General features: G+C 64.4%; 13 protein-coding genes. 6 read left to right on the top strand and 7 right to left on the bottom strand.

What is annotated here, in order from left to right; all coding sequences use genetic code 11:
• Positions 1-512: 512 nt before the first annotated feature.
• Complete coding sequence (locus PSV40_RS18245; RefSeq protein WP_300540419.1) at positions 513-908, top strand: hypothetical protein; 396 nt, start codon at positions 513-515, stop codon at positions 906-908.
• Between the two features lie 65 nt (positions 909-973).
• Here the strand turns inward: PSV40_RS18245 and PSV40_RS18240 are convergent, their stop codons facing one another.
• Both PSV40_RS18240 and PSV40_RS18235 read right to left on the bottom strand, forming a co-directional pair.
• Positions 974-1,462 carry a DUF1854 domain-containing protein gene (locus PSV40_RS18240; protein WP_300540417.1) on the bottom strand — a complete coding sequence of 163 codons (489 nt, stop codon included), beginning with the start codon at positions 1,460-1,462 and terminating at the stop codon, positions 974-976.
• 10 nt (positions 1,463-1,472) lie between these two features.
• Positions 1,473-3,809, bottom strand: a complete 2,337-nt coding sequence (locus tag PSV40_RS18235; RefSeq protein ID WP_300540415.1) for an ABC transporter ATP-binding protein — start codon at positions 3,807-3,809, stop codon at positions 1,473-1,475.
• A gap of 201 nt (positions 3,810-4,010) precedes the next feature.
• Between PSV40_RS18235 and cphA (PSV40_RS18230) the strand changes: the two genes are divergently transcribed.
• The 5 genes from cphA (PSV40_RS18230) (at position 4,011) to PSV40_RS18210 (ending at position 12,571) form a co-directional block, all read left to right on the top strand.
• Positions 4,011-6,236, top strand: coding sequence for a cyanophycin synthetase (cphA, locus tag PSV40_RS18230; RefSeq protein ID WP_300540414.1), 2,226 nt, complete (start codon positions 4,011-4,013; stop codon positions 6,234-6,236).
• A 67-nt stretch (positions 6,237-6,303) separates the two neighbouring features.
• On the top strand, positions 6,304-8,898 hold the full coding sequence (gene cphA / locus PSV40_RS18225; RefSeq protein WP_300540412.1) for a cyanophycin synthetase: 2,595 nt from the start codon (positions 6,304-6,306) through the stop codon (positions 8,896-8,898).
• 588 nt (positions 8,899-9,486) lie between these two features.
• Entirely contained in the window at positions 9,487-10,317 is an 831-nt protein-coding gene (locus PSV40_RS18220; protein ID WP_300540409.1) for an urease accessory protein UreD, read from the top strand.
• A gap of 128 nt (positions 10,318-10,445) precedes the next feature.
• Entirely contained in the window at positions 10,446-11,249 is an 804-nt protein-coding gene (locus tag PSV40_RS18215; RefSeq protein WP_300540407.1) for a M48 family metallopeptidase, read from the top strand.
• A gap of 110 nt (positions 11,250-11,359) precedes the next feature.
• Positions 11,360-12,571: a cation:proton antiporter gene (locus tag PSV40_RS18210; protein WP_300540406.1), complete on the top strand. Its 1,212-nt coding sequence runs from the start codon at positions 11,360-11,362 to the stop codon at positions 12,569-12,571.
• A gap of 112 nt (positions 12,572-12,683) precedes the next feature.
• On the opposite strand, the gene urtE is transcribed toward PSV40_RS18210, so the two are convergent.
• The 5 genes from urtE to urtA form a co-directional block, all read right to left on the bottom strand.
• Positions 12,684-13,376, bottom strand: coding sequence for an urea ABC transporter ATP-binding subunit UrtE (urtE, locus tag PSV40_RS18205; protein ID WP_300540404.1), 693 nt, complete (start codon positions 13,374-13,376; stop codon positions 12,684-12,686).
• Between the two features lie 621 nt (positions 13,377-13,997).
• Entirely contained in the window at positions 13,998-14,879 is an 882-nt protein-coding gene (urtD, locus tag PSV40_RS18200) for an urea ABC transporter ATP-binding protein UrtD (RefSeq protein ID WP_300540402.1), read from the bottom strand.
• Positions 14,876-15,949, bottom strand: a complete 1,074-nt coding sequence (urtC, locus tag PSV40_RS18195; RefSeq protein ID WP_300540421.1) for an urea ABC transporter permease subunit UrtC — start codon at positions 15,947-15,949, stop codon at positions 14,876-14,878. Before urtC ends, urtD begins: the two co-directional genes overlap by 4 nt.
• Positions 15,950-16,151: 202 nt before the next feature.
• Positions 16,152-17,726: an urea ABC transporter permease subunit UrtB gene (gene urtB, locus PSV40_RS18190; protein ID WP_300540400.1), complete on the bottom strand. Its 1,575-nt coding sequence runs from the start codon at positions 17,724-17,726 to the stop codon at positions 16,152-16,154.
• 332 nt (positions 17,727-18,058) lie between these two features.
• Complete coding sequence (gene urtA / locus PSV40_RS18185) at positions 18,059-19,345, bottom strand: urea ABC transporter substrate-binding protein (RefSeq protein ID WP_300540398.1); 1,287 nt, start codon at positions 19,343-19,345, stop codon at positions 18,059-18,061.
• Positions 19,346-19,683: the final 338 nt, after the last annotated feature.

The following is a 19,683-nucleotide window of genomic DNA, read 5'->3' as shown; positions in this document are numbered from 1 at the left end:
TCAGGGCTCGCGATTGTCTGAGCCGAAGGCGAGTTCGAGCGAGACCCCGCTTTTGTCGAGCACCGCAGGCTGCCCGCAGCGAAGCGGAGGGACCCAGACCATCGGGTCGCCTTTCTTTTGGGGTACTTTTCTTTGGCGAAGCAAAGACAAAGTGCCTCGCCCGCCGGGGCGAGACCCGGCTTGGTGGAAGCTCCAACACTGCTAAAGCTTGCACAGGCTTCGACAAGCTCAGTCCAACTGGCAAATCGGGTTCGCTATGGATTCAATAGCTGCCCGCACCCGTCCCCCTTAAACAAACCCGTTCCTGACTCGAATTTCCGACTGGCAAGCCCGGAATGCCACCACCGCCTGCAAGGTGTGTGATCGGCGCGTGAGACTTTTCGCTGTCAAAGACATTGTCTGACAGGGTTGCGGCCTGCCAGACTGCACCCGGTGCAGGTGTCAGGTTTACAACGGAGTGGTAGCGAGTGTCGCGCTCGCACCTTCGTCAGTCAACTTCCAAGGAGAGACACATGTCCCCATCCACCACCTCTGCCACCCGGCCGCTTAACGTCGATCCGGCAGACAAAGACCTTGCCGAGCAGGCGCGGCCCGGCCACGGCATTCCGTCGCAGGATCCTGAGTCTGCGGCGCAGATTCCCCTCACGGTGGCAGAGTCCGACCGCGAATCCAACTCGGTATTGATGGGCGGCGGCATGATCGCCGGTGCGGCTACCGGCGCAGCCGTTGGCGCTGTATTGGCTGGCCCGGTCGGTGTCCTGGTCGGCGGCACCGTGGGTGGCGTGGCTGGCGCACTGGGCGGAGCCGCTGCGGGCCCGTTGGTGACACCGGAGGACTCCACCAGCACCCTCCCCGAGTCAAGCACCCGCGCCGCCGAAAAAAAGCGGCTTGAGGACCTGTCCCGTTGATTCGCCAGGCAGCCTGATGGGCTGCTGCAGTCTTCGGATGGACCCACCCGGCGGGACGATGGAGGTCAGAGAAAGCGCTCGAGCAGCCGCCGCGACGCGCGGTCCAGCGCCCCCATGTCCTTCACACTGAAATGCACGCCATGGCCGGCGGCGATCAGCAGCGACTGGCGGCTCAGGCGGCGGATGTCTTCCTCGCCCTTGAGCACAAACGAGGTGTCGCCGCGGTCGGTTTCCACCGCCCAGGTGCTGGGTGTGCCGAAGCTCGACACGCTGATGAGTCGCGTGATCTCGGGCACAAAATCGCGCAGCGCCAGTTCTTCCTCCAGCAAGCTGCGCTGCGGCAGCGGCAACTCGCTCAGGCGCTCCAGCCAGACCAGCTCATGACCTTCGCTGCTGATCAGGGAGAGGCCTTCGTCGGGCGCGGCAATCGGAAAAGCGCGCACCGGCACCACGCCCAGGTGCTGCTCGCCGTTGGCCGCAATCAGCAGCAGTTGGCCCGAGCTGTGCCGTTCCAGCTGGAAAGCAGGGCTGGCTGAAATGGAAGGGGTGGTCATGCTAAATCCTTCAGACATTGCCGTTGCGCTGCGCGGTGTGGGCCACCTGCGAGGTCGCCAGCGCGATGCGGCCTTCCTCGGCATCGACATTGCCCTCGCTGTCGACCTGGCGCGCCTGGGCTTCGTAAAGCCGCCAGTACGCGCCCTGCTTCGCCATGAGTTCGTCGTGCGGCCCGACCTCGACCACCTGGCCGCGGTCCATCACCACCAGGCGGTCGGCCTTGCGCAGGGTGGACAGGCGGTGCGCGATGGCAATCGTCGTGCGGCCCTGCACCAGGTTGTCGAGGGCTTTCTGGATTTCCTGTTCGGTCTCGGTGTCCACCGACGAGGTCGCCTCGTCGAGGATCAGGATGCGCGGGTCGATCAGCAGCGCGCGCGCGATCGAGATGCGCTGGCGCTCGCCGCCCGACAGGCCCTGGCCGCGTTCGCCGACCAGTGAGTCGTAACCCTGTGGCAGGCGCAAGATGAACTCGTGCGCATGGGCGGCGCGGGCGGCAGCCACAATCTCGGCGCGGCTGGCGCCTGGTTTGCCGTAGGCGATGTTTTCGGCAATCGTGCCAAAGAACAGAAAAGGCTCCTGCAGCACCAGGCCGATGTTGCGCCGGTAGTCGGCCACGGTGAAACGCCGGATGTCGGTGCCGTCCACGCTGATGCTGCCGTCGGTCACGTCGTAAAAGCGGCAGATCAGGTTGACCAGCGTGCTTTTGCCCGACCCGCTGTGGCCGACCAGGCCTATCATCTCGCCCGGCCGGATGGTCAGGTCCAGGCCGCGGATCACCGCGCGGTTGCCGTAGCGAAAGCCCAGCCCGCTCATCTCGATGCGGCCCTGCATGGGCGCCATGGGCACCGGGTTGGCCGGCTCCGGCACATTGGAAGCGTGGTCGAGGATGTCGAAAATCCGCTTGGCGCCGGCCGCCGCTTTTTGCGTCACCGAGACAATGCGGCTCATGGAATCGAGCCGCGTGTAGAAACGGCCAATATAGGCAATGAAGGCGGTCAGCACACCGACCGTGATCTGCTGCTTCGACACCAGCCAGATGCCGAAGGCCCAGACCACCAGCAGGCCGATTTCGGTCAGCAAGGAGACCGTCGGCGTGAACAGCGACCAGACCTTGTTGAGCTTGTCGTTGACCAGCAGGTTGTGCCGGTTGGCGTCGCGAAAACGCTGGGCTTCGCGCTTTTCCTGGGCAAAGGCCTTGACCACGCGGATGCCGGGAATGGTGTCGGCCAGCACATTGGTCACTTCGGACCAGACCCGGTCGATTTTTTCAAAACCGGTGCGCAGGCGCTCGCGCACCCCATGGATCATCCAGGCGATGAAGGGCAAAGGCAACAGGGTGACCAGCGCCAGCCAGGGGTTGATTGAAAACAGGATGGCGGCGGTCATCACGATCATCAGCACATCGGTTGCAAAGTCGAGCGCATGCAGCGACAGGAACACATTGATACGGTCGGTTTCCGAGCCGATGCGGCTCATCAGATCGCCCGTGCGTTTGCCGCCGAAATAGTCCAGCGACAGATCCAGCAGGTGGTCAAAGGTGGCGGTGCGCAGGTCGGCGCCTATGCGCTCGGACACCAGCGCCAGCAAATAGGTGCGCGCCCAGTTCAGCGCCCAGCCGAGCAGCGCCGCCGCCAACAGGGCACCGAGGATCGCCAAAACCTTCCAGGACTCGATCTGCTGGCCGTTCTGGAACGGGATCAGGATGTCGTCCATCAGCGGAATCGTCAGGTAGGGCGGCACCAGGGTCGCGGCGGTGGAGGCCAGGGTCAACAAAAACCCGGAAAGCAGCTGCCACTGGTAAGGCCGGGCAAAGCGCCACAGGCGCAGCAAGACCCAGGTCGACGGTGGCGTGTGCAGTTCGCGGGCGCAGGTCGGGCACTCGTCGCTGTCCGTCGGCAGCACCGTATCGCAAAAGGGGCACAGGGCAATGTCGTCACTGGCGGCAGCCGCACCAGGCGCCAATTGCTGCTCGAACAGGCGCAGCAGCCGCAGGGCCTGCACATTGGCCGCCAGCGTAAACCGCCAGCCAGCCAGGCGCTGCCCCCCCTGGTGAAGCTCCAGCGTACCGACACCGGCGTGGTCGAAATGGCGCAGCGACAGGGGCAGCAGGTGGCCGGAGGCATCCGCCGGGCGCAACGGCCAGCTGGCCCACAGGCCGGTTTCCGGGTCGCGGGCCATCAGGCGGCGGTCGGTCAGCGCCAGCAAACCCCGGGAAAAACGAAGTTGCTGATTCAGGTCAACCAGCACCGTACATAGCACGTTCTCATGGTTTGCGAGTTGCGCGCGCAGGTCCGTCTGCGCTGAACCAGCCTCGCTGGAGGCGTCGACCGGAGGGGAATGTTGCATTGTGATGTGGAAGCCGTAAAAACCGGTGCCCCCGAAACGGTGGGGCCAAATCGGGGATTTTCGCCCAATCCGCGCCGGCTGATGCAAGATTCGGCCGCCGGACCGGAAAACCTGCCCGAACAAACAGAAACGCCCGTTGTGGGCGCTTATCCAGAAAAGAACGTTGCCCCGGCCCGGCCGGTTGACCGAATCCAGAAAAACATGAGCAAACAGGACGACATCCAGCTTCTACGCATCAACTACCTGCGCGGCCCCAACCTCTGGACTTACCGCCCTGTGCTGGAAGTCTGGATGGACCTCGGCACCCTGGAGGACTTCCCCTCCAACCTGCTGCCGGGCTTCAGCGACCGCCTGGTCGCGCTGCTGCCGGCCCTGCTGGAGCACCACTGCGGCGTCGGCGAGCGCGGCGGCTTCATCCAGCGCCTCTACGAAGGCACCTGGGCCGGCCATGTGCTGGAGCATGTCGTCATCGAACTGCTGAACCTGGCGGGCATGCCCACCGGCTTCGGCCAGACCCGCAGCACCTCGAAGCGCGGCGTTTACCGCATGGTGGTCCGCGCCCGCGACGAGCAGGTGGCACGCAGAGCGCTGGCCGAAGGCCACCGACTGCTGATGGCCGCCGTCAACAACGAGTCCTTCAGTGACGCCGAACTGCAGGCGGCGGTTGGCCGCGTGCGCGACAAGGTCGACGAGTGTTACCTCGGCCCCAGCACCGCCTCCATCGTCGCTGCCGCCACCGAGCGCCGCATCCCGCACATCCGCCTGAACGACGGCAACCTCGTGCAGCTCGGCTATGGCGCCAGTCAGCGCCGCATCTGGACCGCCGAGACCGATCTCACCAGCGCGATTGCCGAAGGCATTGCCGGCGACAAGGACCTGACCAAGAGCCTGCTGGCTTCCTGCGGCGTGCCCGTGCCCGAAGGCGAAATCGTCGACAGCGCCGAAGCCGCCTGGGAAGCCGCGCAGGAAATCGGCCTGCCGGTGGTTGTCAAGCCAACCGACGGCAACCACGGCCGCGGCGTGTCGCTGGACCTGACCACCCGTGAGCAGGTTGAAGCCGCTTTCCGGGTCGCGCAGCCGCAGGGCAGCGAAGTGATGGTCGAGCGTTTTGTGCGCGGCCACGAGCACCGGCTGCTGGTCGTGGGTGGCCGGGTGGTCGCCGCTGCTCGCGGGGAAACCGCGACGGTCCGCGGCGATGGCCGCGCCAGCGTGGCCGAACTGGTCGAAGCGCAGCTCAACACCGACCCGCGGCGCGGCGCCACCGAAGACTTTCCGCTCGGCCTGATCGAGCTGGACAAGGACGAAGCCATCCTGCTGGACCTGCAGCGCCAGGGACTGGGCCCCGCCTCGGTGCCGGCCGCCGGGCGCCAGGTGCTGATCCAGCGCAACGGCAATGTTGCGATTGACTGCACCGACGAGATCCACCCCGACGTCGACCATATCGTCTCGCTGGCCGCCCGCGTCGTCGGCCTGGACATCGCCGGGGTGGATGTCGTGGCGCAGGACATCTCCAAGCCCCTGCATGCCCAGGGCGGCGCCATTGTGGAAGTCAACGCCGGTCCCGGCCTGCTGATGCACCTCAAGCCGGCCGAAGGTGCGCCGCGTCCGGTCGGCCGCGCCATTTGTGACCACCTGTTTCCCGAAGCGCCCGAAGGCACCCACAGCGGCCGCATTCCCGTGGTGGGTGTCGCCGGTTCGGCCGGCACGCACAACGTGGCTCGGCTGGTGGCCTGGCTGCTGCAGCTCTCGGGGCGGCACACCGGCCTGGCCTGTCGCGACGGCCTGTTCCTCGACGGGCGTTGCCTCGATGCCAGCGACTGCAGGCATTGGGAGGCCGGCCAGCGCCTGCTGATCAACCGTGCCGTGCAGGCCGCCGTCTTTGAGAATGGGGCCGACACCATTTTGCGCAGCGGCCTGGCCTATGACCGCTGCCAGGTCGGCGTGGTCACCGACCTGGCGGGCGCCGGGGCGCTGGGCGAATTCGATGTGGCAGGCGAAGAGCAGATGTTCAAGGTCATGCGCTCGCAAGTCGATGTCGTGCTGTCCGACGGTGTGGCCGTGCTCAATGCCGCCGATCCGGTCATCGTGGAGATGGCCCGCCTGTGTGACGGCGAGGTGATCTTTTACGCCACCGACCCGGGCTTGCCCGCCATTGCCATGCACCTGGACGGCGGGGGCCGGGCGGTTTTCATGCGCCAGGGCCAAGTCGTGCTCGCCACCGGCGCCAGCGAAGCCTTCCTGCCCGGCCTGGACAAGCTGGCCGTCTGGCAGGGCCGGCATGTTCCTACGGCCGAAGACAGCCTGCTCGCTGCCATTTCAGCGGCGTGGGCGCTCGACATCCCGCTCAACCTGATAGGCGCCGGCATTGAAGCCTTCAACCTGGAAACGGCCGCAGACCGCTCCACCCGGGAAGGAAAGGTCGCATGAACACCATGAACACCGATTCCCTCGCAAAACGTCCCTCCCGCGAACACCAGCCCGGAAAGACACACCGATGAAAGTTACCCGCATCCGTGCGCTGCGCGGCCCCAACCTCTGGAGCCGCCATACGGCGCTCGAGGCCATCATCACCTGTACGCAGGCCGAGTGCGCCATCGACGCCCTTCCCGGTTTTGAGCCGCGCGTGCGTTCACTGTTTCCCGCCATAGGCGCGCTGCGTCCAAGTGCTTATGTTGGCCCCGTGTCGCTCGCCCATGTGCTCGAATCGGCGGCACTGGCGCTGCAGGCCCAGGCCGGTTGCCCCGTGACCTTCAGCCACACGGCCACCACGCTCGAGGACGGCGTTTACCAGGCTGTGGTCGAATACAGCGAAGAAGCGGTCGGCCGGCTGGCGCTGGAGCTGGCCCAGGCGCTGATCCACGCCGCGCTCCACGAAACCGGCTTCGACATGGAAGCCGCGATTGCCCAGTTGCGCGATCTCGACGAAGACGAACGTATCGGACCCAGCACCGGCGCCATTGTGGACGCGGCGGTCGCCCGAGGCATTCCGTACAAGCGCCTGACCAAAGGCAGCCTGGTGCAGTTTGGCTGGGGTTCGCGCCAGCGCCGCATCCAGGCCGCCGAGCTCGATGCCACCAGTGCGGTGTCCGAATCAATTGCCCAGGACAAGGATTTGACCAAAAAGCTGCTGCTCGCCGCCGGTGTGCCGGTGCCCATGGGCCGGCCCGTCGCCGACCCCGACGAAGCCTGGGCCGCCGCTTTGCAGATCGGCCTGCCGGTGGTGCTCAAGCCGCAGGACGGCAACCAGGGCAAGGGTGTCACGGTCAACATCGTGGACCGCGACCACCTCGACATCGCCTTCCGTGCGGCGGCCGAACACGGCACCGTCATGGTCGAAAAATTCCTGCCCGGCAACGACTTTCGCCTGCTGGTCGTCGGCAACAAGCTGGTGGCCGCCTCGCGGCGCGAGCCCCCGCAGGTGCTGGGTGATGGCCTGCACACGGTGCGCGAACTGGTCGACATCGTCAACCAGGACCCACGCCGCGGGGAAGGCCATGCCACCTCGCTGACCAAGATCCGTTTTGACGACATCGCCGTGGCCCGCCTGGCCGTGCAGGAGCTCACGCCCGAGTCGATTCCGGCGCGCGGCCGCCGCGTGATTTTGCGCAACAACGCCAACCTCAGCACCGGCGGCACCGCCACCGACGTGACCGGCGACGTGCACCCCGATGTCGCGGCACGTGCTGTGGCCGCCGCGCAGATGGTGGGCCTGCACATCTGCGGCGTGGACATCGTCTGCGAAAGCGTGCTGCGCCCGCTCGAAGCGCAAAACGGCGGCGTGGTCGAAGTCAACGCCGCGCCCGGCCTGCGCATGCACCTGTCGCCGTCCTACGGCAAGAGCCGCGCCGTCGGTGGCGCGATGATCAACGAGCTGTTTGCACCGGGCGATGACGGCCGCGTGCCGGTGGTGGCCGTGACCGGCACCAACGGCAAGACCACCGTCACCCGCCTGATCTCGCACCTGCTGACCGCCAGCGGCCTGCGCTGCGGCATGACCAACACCGACGGCGTTTACGTCAACGGCCGCCAGACCGACAGCGGCGACTGCAGCGGCCCGAAAAGCGCACGCAACGTGCTGATGCACCCCGACGTGGACGCCGCCGTGTTCGAAGTGGCGCGCGGCGGTGTGCTGCGTGAAGGCCTGGGCTTTGACCGCTGCGAAGTGGCAGTGGTGACCAACATCGGCACCGGCGACCACCTGGGCCTGAACTACATCACCACGGTTGAAGACCTCGCGGTGCTCAAGCGCGTGATTGTGCAGAACGTCGCACCGACCGGCTACGCCGTGCTCAACGCGGCCGACCCCATCGTCGCGGCCATGGCATCCACCTGCCCCGGCAACGTGATCTTTTTCGCCGCCGACCGGCACCACCCCCTGATGGCCACCCACCGCGCCCAGGGCAAACGCACGGTCTACGTCGACGGCAATGCGCTGGTCGCGGCCGAAGGCGCCTGGCGTGAACGTGTGCCGCTGAACAGCATCCCGCTGACGCGCAACGGCAGCATCGGCTTTCAGGTTGAAAACGTCATGGCGGCACTGGCCGCCGCCTGGGCCGTCGGCGTGACCTGGGAAACCCTCAAAAGCGGGCTCGCCAGTTTTGTCAACGACGCGCACAACGCGCCCGGCCGCTTCAACGTGATGGACTATCGCGGCGCCACCGTGATTGCCGACTACGGCCACAACCCCGACGCCATGCGCGCGCTGGTCAGCGCGGTGGAAGCGATGCCGGCCAGACGCCGCAGCGTGGTGATCAGCGGCGCCGGCGACCGCCGGGACAACGACATCCGCGACCAGACCATCATCCTCGGCCACGCTTTTGACGATGTGCTGCTCTACCAGGATGCCGCCCAGCGCGGCCGCGCCGACGGCGAGGTCATGGGCCTGCTGCGCGACGGCCTGGTGGGCGCCAGCCGCACCACTCACATCGAGGAAATCCACGGCGAGTTCCTGGCCATCGACACCGCGCTGGCCCGCCTCGAGCCGGGCGACCTGTGCCTGATCCTGGTCGATCAGGTGCAGGAAGCGCTGGCGCACCTGGCTGAACGGGTGAAAGAAACCAGCGCTCCCAAGCAAGTCGCGCTGGCCTGAACGCGGATTCGTTGCGTCACACTGCGCCGGTGGCCCGCTGTAGACAGTAGGCGCAACTCCCCACTCCCTCCCCCCGCCCTCCCTCGCCCCGCTGGGCGATGGCGGGAGCTTCATTTGGCCGCGTGTGCTGCGCTCGCGTGCAAACATGACCGTCTGTTGAGTCCGACCTGACGCGCAAAGCGCGTCATGTCTCCCCGAATTTATCTTTCCCCCAAACCCGTCGGGCTGGGCCGAGGAGCGCAGGCAAAAGCGGATCAGGGCTGGCGTTGTTTGAGCCGCAGGCGAGTTTAGCCAGACCCCGCTTTTGCTGAGCACCGGAGGTTGCCCCGGAGCGTAGCGCAGGGGACCCAGACCATCGGGTCGCCTTTCTTTTGGGTACTTTTCTTTGGCGAAGCAAAGACAAAGTGCCTCGCCCGCCGGGGCGAGACCCGGCTTGTTGGCACACCCCGTCACCCGGGGCAAGCTCCGTTCAGCGCCTATTTACAAGTCAAATACGCCTCTAGCCCGCACTAATCAAGCGCAAGAAGCTATAAATTCAATAGCAACTGGTGCAGCGAGCCATGCCCCATGCGCGGTTAAACTCGCCGCATGGCCTGGAACGCAACGCTCTCCCTTGACTACTCCCTGCAGGCCGGCAGGACGATTGCGCACTTCCGCCATGACGGCCCGCTGCGCATTTTGCAAAGCCTGTACCCCGAAGGCGACGCCGTGTGCCACAACGTGCTGGTGCATCCACCGGGCGGCCTGGTGGGCGGCGACACGCTGGACATCGCGGTCACCGCTGCCGCCGGCAGCCACGGCCTGATCACCACACCCGGCGCCACGCGCTTTTACCGGTCGGCGGGCGAAACCGCACTGCAGCGCACGCGCCTGCGCCTGGAGGCCGGCGCCCGCGCCGAGTGGCTGCCGATGGAGGCGCTGTGTTACAGCGGCTGCCTGGCCGAAAACCACCTGCGGCTGGATCTGGCGCCCGGGGCTGAACTGATGGGCTGGGATGTCACCGCACTTGGCCTGCCCAGCGCCAACCAGCCCTTTGAGCAAGGCAATTTTTGCCAGCACATCGAGTTGCCCGGCGTCTGGCTGGAACGCGCACGCATCCGGGCCGACGACCTGCTGCTGATGAACAGCCCCCTGGGCCTGGCCGGCCAGCGCTGCATCGCCACCCTGTTTTTTGCAGCCGGCAGCAAGCTCGAACGCCAGCGCCGGCAACTGGCCCTGGATCTGGCGCGGCAGGTGCTGGAGGCACACCCGCTGAGCGCCGCCGCCGGCGCCACCAGCCCCGATGCGCAGGTGGTAGTGGTACGGGTGCTGGCGCCACTGGTCGAGCCGGCCATGGTCCTGCTCAAGCAGGTCTGGAAGGTCTGGCGCCAGCACTTCTGGGAAAAAGACGCGCCCAGCCCGCGCATCTGGTCGGCCTGATCGTCAGGATGCATCTGCCGCCTGTGACCTACACCATGTTTGCGGGCCGTCCTACCGGGTGCGGGCGCCAGCGGCGCAAAATCGGGGTCGGCACTGCCCCCTCAACAACATTGATCTGCGAGACGCTCATGAAAACCTTTCTGACCCCTGCCCTGGTGGCTGTCACCCTGCTGTTCACCGGATGCGCCAGCACCACCGAAGGCGGTTCCGTCGGCGCCTCGCGTTCGCAACTCCTGCTGGTGTCGTCCGCCGAGCTGGACCAGATGGCGGCCCAAAGTTACGCCAAGCTCAAGGCCGAAGCCAGCGCCAAAGGCACGCTCAACACCAATGCGGCCATGCTGGCCCGCGTGCGCGCAGTGGCCGCCCGCATTGAGCCGCAAACGGCGGTGTTCCGCGCCGACGCGCCGCGCTGGCAGTGGGAAGTCAACCTGATCACCAGCGACCAGCTCAATGCCTTTTGCATGCCCGGCGGAAAAATCATGTTCTACACCGGCCTGGTTTCCAGACTCAACCTCAGTGATGATGAAATTGCCGTCGTGATGGGCCACGAAATCGCCCATGCCCTGCGCGAGCACTCGCGCGAACAGGTGTCCCAGGCAGCCGCCGCACAGACCGCCATCGGCATCGGCACCCAGTTGCTGGGTCTGGGTGGGGGCACATCACAGATCACGGAGGCAGCCTACCAGGCGCTGGTGGCCACGCGTTTCAGCCGTTCGCACGAAAGCGAGGCCGACCGCATCGGCCTGGAGTTGACGGCACGCGCCGGCTACAACCCCCAGGCCGGCGTGAGCCTGTGGCAGAAAATGGCCAGTGCAGGCAGCGCCGGCGGCGTCGACTTCCTGAGCAGCCACCCCACCGACAGCAGCCGCGTGCAGCAGATCCAGGCCTTGCTGCCAACGGTGATGCCGCTGTACCAGGCCACCCGCCGCTAAGTTTTTATTTCCGGACCTGACGCGCAAGCCGACGCCAGGCCGCTTTCAGGTCAGGCACGGCGCGGCCGGCACACGCCTTCGGCAGCAACCAAAAAAATACGGGGAAAGCCATGCCCGCCGCCATGACCACGACCGAGATCTACCTGATCGCCATGGCGATCATCTTCACGGTTCCCTACCTGATCTGGCGGGTTTTCAAGACCGACTACTACGCGCCGCTGGTGGTGGTGCAGATCATTGCCGGCATCCTGCTGGGGCCCGGCATCCTGGGCAAGATCTACCCCGACTACTACGCCTTCGTGTTCAGCGCGCCTGTCGTGCAGTCGCTCAACGGCATCGCCTGGTGGGCGGTGATGGTGTTTGTCTGGATCGCCGGCATCGAGCTCGACCTGAAAAAAGCCTGGGCACACCGGCGTGAGAGCACCATCACCGCCGGCTTGGCGCTGGGCACGCCGCTGCTGTTCGGCTGCGCGGCCGCCGCCGGCATGCTGATGTACGAGGGCTGGATCGGCCCGCAGGGCATGCGCTGGCAGTTTGTCGCGGGGGTCGGCATGGCCTGCGCCGTCACCGCGCTGCCCATCCTGATCCTGCTGATGGAAAAGCTCGCCATCCTGCGCCAGCCCATCGGCCAGCGCATCCTGCGTTACGCCAGCCTGGACGACATCGCGATCTGGGGCGTGTTGGCGCTGATCCTGATGGATTGGGAACGCGTCGGCCGCCAGGCCAGCTTTCTTGCGGCCTTTGCCGTCCTCGCTTACGCGTTTCGCAAACTCATGGTCTGGCTGCCGGAACGCGACCGCTGGTACGCGGGACTCGTCTGGCTCATCATCTGCGCCCTGGGTGCCGACTGGGCCGGCCTGCACTTCATGGTCGGCGCCTTCCTGGCGGGCGCCATCATGGACGGCGAATGGTTCAACCAGGAACATATGGACCTGCTGCGCCACCACGTGCTGCTGGTGATGATGCCGGTATTTTTCCTGAGCACCGGCCTGCGTACCAACTGGTCGGTGGGTGGCGAAGCGGTATTCATCGCTGCGGCGGTACTGCTGGTGGCCTCGGTGGCCGGCAAGCTGGTCGGTGTCCATATCGCCGGCAAGGTGCTCAAGTGGGCACCCGGCGAGAGTTCCATCATCGGCTGGCTGCTGCAGACCAAAGCGCTGATCATGATCATTTTTTCCAACATCCTGCTGGACAAAGGCATCATCACCAACGAAACATTCACCGCCCTGCTGCTGATGGCGATTGCCAGCACCATGCTGACGGTGCCGGTGGTTGCGCCCAGGCTTCAGCGCATGAAAGAAATCATTTTCAGGGCGAAGTGAGTATCGCGTTTGTCATTGCGGGCTTGACCCGCCATCCATGCCGGCACACTCTCGACAGTGGTTCATCGGGCATGGATGCCGGCTCGAGTCCGGCATGACAGACAACCAATTGTCAAATGGACACCAGCTGCCGCACGCCGTTGGCCTGCATGTCTTTGCCCAAACCGCGCGCGATGAACTCGCCGCGTTCCATCACCAGGTAGTCGTCGGCCAGTTCTTCGGCAAAGTCGTAGTACTGCTCGACCAGCAGGATGGCCATGTCGCCACGGTCGGCCAGCATGCGGATCACGCGGCCGATGTCCTTGATGATGCTGGGCTGGATACCCTCGGTCGGCTCGTCCAGGATCAGCAGCTTGGGTTTGGCCGCCAGCGCGCGCGCAATTGCCAGTTGCTGCTGCTGCCCGCCTGAGAGGTCACCGCCACGCCGGTTGAGCATCTGCTTGAGCACCGGAAACAGCTCGTGCAGCTCGGCCGGAATCGGCGTGCCGGCGCTTTTGTAGGCCAGTCCCATGCGCAGGTTTTCCTCGACCGTCAGGCGGGCGAAGATCTCGCGGCCTTGCGGCACAAAGCCGATGCCGGCTCTAGCGCGTTCGTACGGCGTGGCGTTCTGAATGGGCTTTCCGTCGAATTCAATGGTGCCGGTCTTGATGGGCACCAGGCCCATCAGCGACTTGAGCAGGGTGGTCTTGCCGACGCCGTTGCGGCCGAGCAGCACGGTCACCTTGCCGAGGTGGGCCTCCAGGCTCACGTCGCGCAGGATGTGGGAGCCGCCGTAGTACTGGTTGATGTTGTTGACAGTCAGCATTTGGTTCTCGCCAGGCTGGGGAACTTACCGAAATTTTTGAGGTTTGCCTGCAAGCCGGGTCTCGCCCCGGCGGGCGAGGCACTTTTCTTTGCGTCGCCAAAGAAAAGTACCCAAAAGAAAGGCGACCCGACAGTCTGGGTCCCTCCGCTTCGCTGCGGGCAACCTGCGGTGCTCGGTAAAAGCGGGGTCTCGCTCGAACTCGCCTTCGGCTCAGACAATCGCGAGCCCTGATCCGCTTTTGCCTGCGCTCCTCGGCCCAGCCTAACGGGTAGGGGAAACGGATACGGATTCGGGGAGGCAAGGACGCGCAAAGCGCGTCCTTGCCGGAGCCCGATCCCGGCATCCGATCCCACCTCCCTTCTGGCTGCGCCGAGGAGCGGAGGTCCAGCCGGATCAGGGCGAGCGATTGTCTGAGCGTAGCGAGTTCGAGCTCGACCCCGGCTGGACCGAGCACCGCAGGTTGCCCCGGAGCGCAGCGCAGGGGACGCAGACAGCAGGGTCGCCTTTTCTTTGCTTACTTTCTTTTGGCGAGACAAAAGAAAGTGAGTTGCCGCCGGGCAACCCCCGGCTTGTTGGCAAACCACCAAAGCTTCAACTCCCTCGCCAGGGACCGCAACGAGCTTAGCGTCCAAGGTACACCTCGATCACGCGTTCATCCGCCTGCACCTGGTCCAGCGTGCCCTGCGCCAGCACCGAGCCGTCACACAGTACCGTGACGATTTCGGAAATCGTGCGGATGAAACTCATGTCGTGCTCCACCACCATCAGCGAATGTCTGCCCTTGAGCGTGAGGAACAGTTCGGCCGTGCGTGCGGTTTCCTCGTCGGTCATGCCGGCCACCGGTTCGTCGAGCAGCAGCAGCTTGGGGTCCTGCATCAGCAACATGCCGATCTCCAGCCACTGCTTTTGCCCGTGGCTCAGGTTGCCGGCCATGCGGCCCACGCTGTCGGCCAGGTGAATCGTCACCAGGATTTCGGCAAGCCGGTCGCTTTGCGCGGAGTCCAGCCTGAAGAACATCGACGACTTCACGCCCTTGTTGGTCTTGAGTGCGAGTTCGAGGTTCTCGAACACGGTGAGTTGCTCGAACACCGTGGGTTTCTGGAACTTGCGGCCTATGCCGAGCTGCGCGATCTGCGGCTCGGTGTGGCGCAGCAAATCGATGGTGCTGCCAAAAAACACCGTGCCTTCGTCGGGCCGCGTCTTGCCGGTGATGATGTCCATCATGGTCGTCTTACCGGCGCCGTTGGGGCCGATGATGCAGCGCAGCTCACCGGGCGCGATGTCGAGCGACAGCTTGTTGATGGCCTTGAAACCGTCGAAGCTCACGCTCACATCCTCGAGGTAAAGAATCCGGCCGTGGGCGACATCGACCTCGCCCGGCGTGGCAATGCGGCCAATACCTGCGCTGCGGCCACCGGATTCGGTGTTGGACTTGCTGGCCTCGAGCGCGGCGCGGCGCTCCTCGATGCGGCGCGCGCCCTGTTCCAGAAGATCGGGCGTCATTTGGACGCTCCCTTACGGAGCTTTTTCACCAGGCCCACCACCCCGTTCGGCAGGAACAGCGTGACGGCGATGAACAGCAGGCCGAGAAAATACAGCCAGTATTCGGGATAGGCCACCGTCAGCCAGCTCTTGGCGCCGTTGACGATGAAGGCGCCGGCAATCGGGCCGATCAGGGTGGCGCGCCCGCCGACGGCAGCCCAGATCGCCATTTCGATCGAATTGGCCGGGCTCATTTCGCTCGGGTTGATGATGCCGACCTGCGGCACATACAGGGCGCCGGCAATGCCGCACATCACGGCCGACAGGGTCCAGATCGTGAGCTTGTAGCCGATCGGGTTGTAGCCCGAGAACATCACGCGGGTTTCAGCATCGCGAATGGCCTGCAACACCCGGCCGAACTTGCTGCGCACCAGCCACTTGGCAAACAGGAAGAAGCCGAGCAGGGTCAGGCCGGTGATGACGAAGAGCCCCATGCGCATGCCGGGCGTGGCAATCGGTGTATCGAGGATACGCTTGAAGTCGGTGAAGCCGTTGTTGCCGCCGAAGCCGGTTTCGTTGCGGAAGAAAAGCAGCATGGCTGCAAACGTCATGGCCTGGGTGATGATGGAAAAATACACACCCTTGATGCGCGAGCGAAAAGCGAAGTAGCCAAAGACAAAGGCGACCAGCCCCGGCACCAGCACGATCAGGAACAGCGTGGCGATAAAGCTGTCGCTGAAGGCCCAATGCCAGGGCAGCTCTTTCCAGTCGAGAAACACCATGAAGTCGGGCAAGTCGCTTTTGTAGTTGCCGTCGCGCCCAATCTGGCGCATCAGATACATGCCCATGGCGTAGCCGCCCAGCGCGAAGAACAGGCCATGCCCGAGTGACAGGATGCCGGTGTAGCCCCAGATCAGGTCCATGGCCAGCGCCACGATGGCGTAACACATGATCTTGCCGAGCAGCGCCACCGCGTAGGTGCTCATGTGGAACATGCTGCTCTCGGGCACCATCAGGTTCAGCACCGGCGCCAGCGCGCAGACCAGCAGCAGCGCGACGAGAAAGGTGCTCCACCCCGCGCCCGTGAGCATGGGGCCTTTGGCGGGCAGGGTGACGCGGCCCAGGCCCAATCGCTCGCCACCTGCAGTGCGGATAGATGCTTCACCTCCCGTTCGGGCTGAGCTTGTCGAAGCCGGTCCCGGCACTTCGACAGGCTCAGTGTGAACGGATTGAGGTTCCATGCCCTGCTCCGCTTTCAACGATTCGTCAATGGTTTTGATGGGAGTGTTCATGTCATGCTTCCGCTGAGCGGCCCTTCATCGCAAAAATACCCTGCGGACGTTTTTGAATGAAGATGATGATGAGCACCAGCACCGCAATCTTGGCCAGCACCGCGCCGGTCCAGCCTTCGAGGAATTTGTTCAGAATGCCCAGGCCCATGGCGGCGTACACGGTGCCGGCCAGCTGGCCCACGCCGCCCAGCACCACCACCATGAAGGCATCAACGATATAGCCCTGGCCCAGGTCCGGGCCGACGTTGCCGACCTGGCTCAGCGCACAGCCGGCCAGGCCCGCAATGCCTGAGCCGAGCGCAAACGCATAGGTGTCCACGCGTGCCGTGTTCACACCCATGCAGGAGGCGATCGGCCGGTTCTGCGTGACGCCACGCACAAAGAGACCCAGCCGCGTTTTGCTGATCAGCCAGGCCATGCCCAGCAACACCGCAATCGCAAAGCCGATGATGACCAACCGGTTGTAGGGCAAGGACAAATTGCCCAGCACCTGCACGCCACCGCTCATCCACACCGGGTTTTCGACACCGACGTTTTGCGCACCGAAGATGGAGCGCACCAGCTGCTGCAGCATCAGGCTGATGCCCCAGGTGGCCAGCAAAGTCTCGAGCGGGCGGCCATAAAGGAAACGGATCACGCCGCGCTCCAGCGCCGCACCCATCAGGGCCGAGGCCAAAAAAGCCACCGGCACCGCCGCCAGTAGATACCAGTCGAACAGGCCGGGCAAATACTTCTGGAACAAGCCCTGCACCACGTAGGTGGCGTAGGCGCCAATCATCATGAGTTCGCCATGCGCCATGTTGATGACACCCATCAAGCCGTAGGTGATGGCCAGGCCCAGCGCCACCAGCAGCAAAATGCTGCCCAGGCTGATGCCGCTGAACACCGCACCCAGTTTGTCGCCCCAGGCCAGCGCAGACTCGACCTTGCGCAGCGAGGTCTGCAGCGCACCCTTGACCTCCAGGTCTTCTTCTTCCGTCAGGCGTGCGATCAGCACGGTCTTGCTGATCGGGTTGTTGCTGCCGGACAGGCGGGCGGCGGCTTCCAGCCGTTTGGCCTTGTCGCTGCTGCTCAAAAGAATGGTGGCTCGTACCATCTCCAGCTGGTCTTTCAATGCGGGCACGGTTTCGGCCGCCCAGGCTTTTTCGATCAGCGGCAGGCGCGACTCATCACTACCACTGGCGAGCACTTTGATCGCATCAGCGCGCACCTTTCCGTCCTTGGAGAACAGCTTGAGTGCGGCCAGCGCGGTGTCGAGCTCGCCGCGCATCATGTTGTTGTTGATCACGTCTTCGGCGTCCGCGGGCACCGCCAGTTCGGCACCGGTAACCGGGTCGTAAGCCTTGTCGTCCTTGATCACAAACACCTTGTCGCCCGCGGTCTTGACCGCATCGTCGGCCAGCGCCTGGATGAAGGCGGCGGTTTTTTCGTCGGGGTTGGCCGCGGCCTTGTTGAGCGCTTCCACACGTGCCTCGGTCTCGCCAAGTGCCATGCCTTTTACCTCGTCCGCGCTTAAAGCATGGGCGCCGGTAGCTATAAAAAAAGTAGCAGATAAAAGAAGTGTGCGAATCATCATGAGAAGAACCTGTAGAGTGGGCACAGCAGCCAGCCGATACTTGCTTGGCGTTGTGCCCAGGCTGCAACTTCCTTGAAAACCATGTACCGGATTAGCGCAAGAAGCGGGCCAGAGCACTGCTTCCGCCTCTTCCCTGCCGTTGCGGGCTGGGTACCGAAGTCATGGATCCCGGATCGAGTCCGGGATGACAAGACCAGGGAGTTGTCGTTGCGGGCCTGACCCGCAATCCATAACCCCGAACCCATGCCCCCGACAGAAAAAAGCCGCACCTGTTTTCTGCAAACCAGGTGCGGCTTGCACCGCCAGGCCCCCGGGGCTTTACGGTGGCGCCCTTATTTGGTTGCTACGGTCGCGCTTTTCGCTGGCTCGTCCGGCTTCTTGTCGTTCCCTTCGATGTACGGGCTCCATGGCTTGGCTTTCACCGGGCCAGGTGTTTTCCAGACCACGTTGAACTGGCCGTCGGCCTTGATCTCGCCGATGAACACCGACTTGTGCAGGTGGTGGTTCTTTTCGTCCATCTTGGAGACGATGCCCGACGGTGCCTTGAAGGTCTGGCCGGCCATGGCGGCAATCACCTTGTCGGTGTCGGTGGACTTGGCTTTCTCGACAGCCTGTTTCCACATGTTGATGCCGATGTAGGTGGCTTCCATCGGGTCGTTGGTCAGTGGCTTGTCCTTGTGACCGGCGATGCCCTTGGCCTTGGCGTAGTCAGACCACTTCTTGATGAACTCGGTGTTGGCCGGGCTCTTGATCGACTGGAAGTAGTTCCAGGCGGCCAGGTGGCCCACCAGCGGCTTGGTGTCCACACCGCGCAGCTCTTCCTCACCCACGGAGAAAGCGACAACCGGCACGTCCTTGGCTTTCAGGCCGGCATTGCCCAGCTCCTTGTAGAAGGGAACGTTGGAGTCGCCGTTGATGGTGGAGACCACCGCGGTTTTGCCGCCGGCGGAAAATTTCTTCACGTCAGCCACGATGGTCTGGTAGTCGGAGTGGCCGAACGGCGTGTATTTCTCGTCGATGTCGCTGTCCTTGACGCCCTTGCTTTTCAGGTAGGCGCGCAGGATCTTGTTGGTGGTGCGTGGGTACACATAGTCGGTGCCCAGCAGGACCCAGCGCTTGGCGCCGCCGCCGGCCTTGCTCATCAGGTAGTCCACCGCGGGGATGGCCTGCTGGTTGGGGGCTGCGCCGGTATAGAACACATTTTTGGACAGTTCTTCACCCTCGTACTGCACGGGGTAGAACAGCAGGCCGTTCATTTCTTCAACAACCGGCAGCACCGACTTGCGCGACACCGAGGTCCAGCAGCCGAAAATCACCGACACCTTGTCCTGGCCGAGCAGCTGTTTGGTTTTTTCGGCAAACAGCGGCCAGTTGGAAGCCGGGTCCACAATCACGGGCTCGAGCTTCTTGCCCATCACGCCACCCTTGGCGTTGATCTCGTCAATCGCCATCAGCACCGTGTCTTTCAACACGGTTTCCGAAATGGCCATGGTGCCCGACAGGCTGTGCAGAATGCCCACCTTGATGGTGCCGCCCGACTGGGCATGGGCCGGCAGAACCGAGAGGCCCGCCAGGGCGACGGCGGCGCTCAGCGCCTTGAGGGTAAAACGACGTTGCATGTGTGCTTCTCCGGTAGGTAGGTGGTTCGCGTTTCGCTTCGCACCAGCCGCCAGGGGGGGGCTTTTGCAAAGCGATGGGGCGATTCTGGGCACCGGAGGGGAATTGGGGAATACGCCGGGTGGCGTATGCAGGAGAGGATCAGAGCGAGCACCTGTTCGCTGCCAAACGTGATTCAGGCAGGCTGAAGCCCATTGCGGCGCATCAGCTGGGGCCCTCCGCCGGCGCCGTGGCAACCACGCTGGAACGGGTGTTTCGCCTTTTCGATTTTCCAGTCACATCCCTCCTAGTATTTTCCAATTCAGGTATGAGCCTGAAGGGCGGTTGATGCGGCGATCTG

Origin of the sequence: Polaromonas sp. (assembly GCF_029945925.1) — a bacterium.
In the GTDB taxonomy this organism is placed as follows: Bacteria; Pseudomonadota; Gammaproteobacteria; order Burkholderiales; family Burkholderiaceae_C; genus Polaromonas.
Note: the sequence above shows the minus strand (reverse complement) of the source record. Positions and strands in the feature narration are given on the sequence as shown.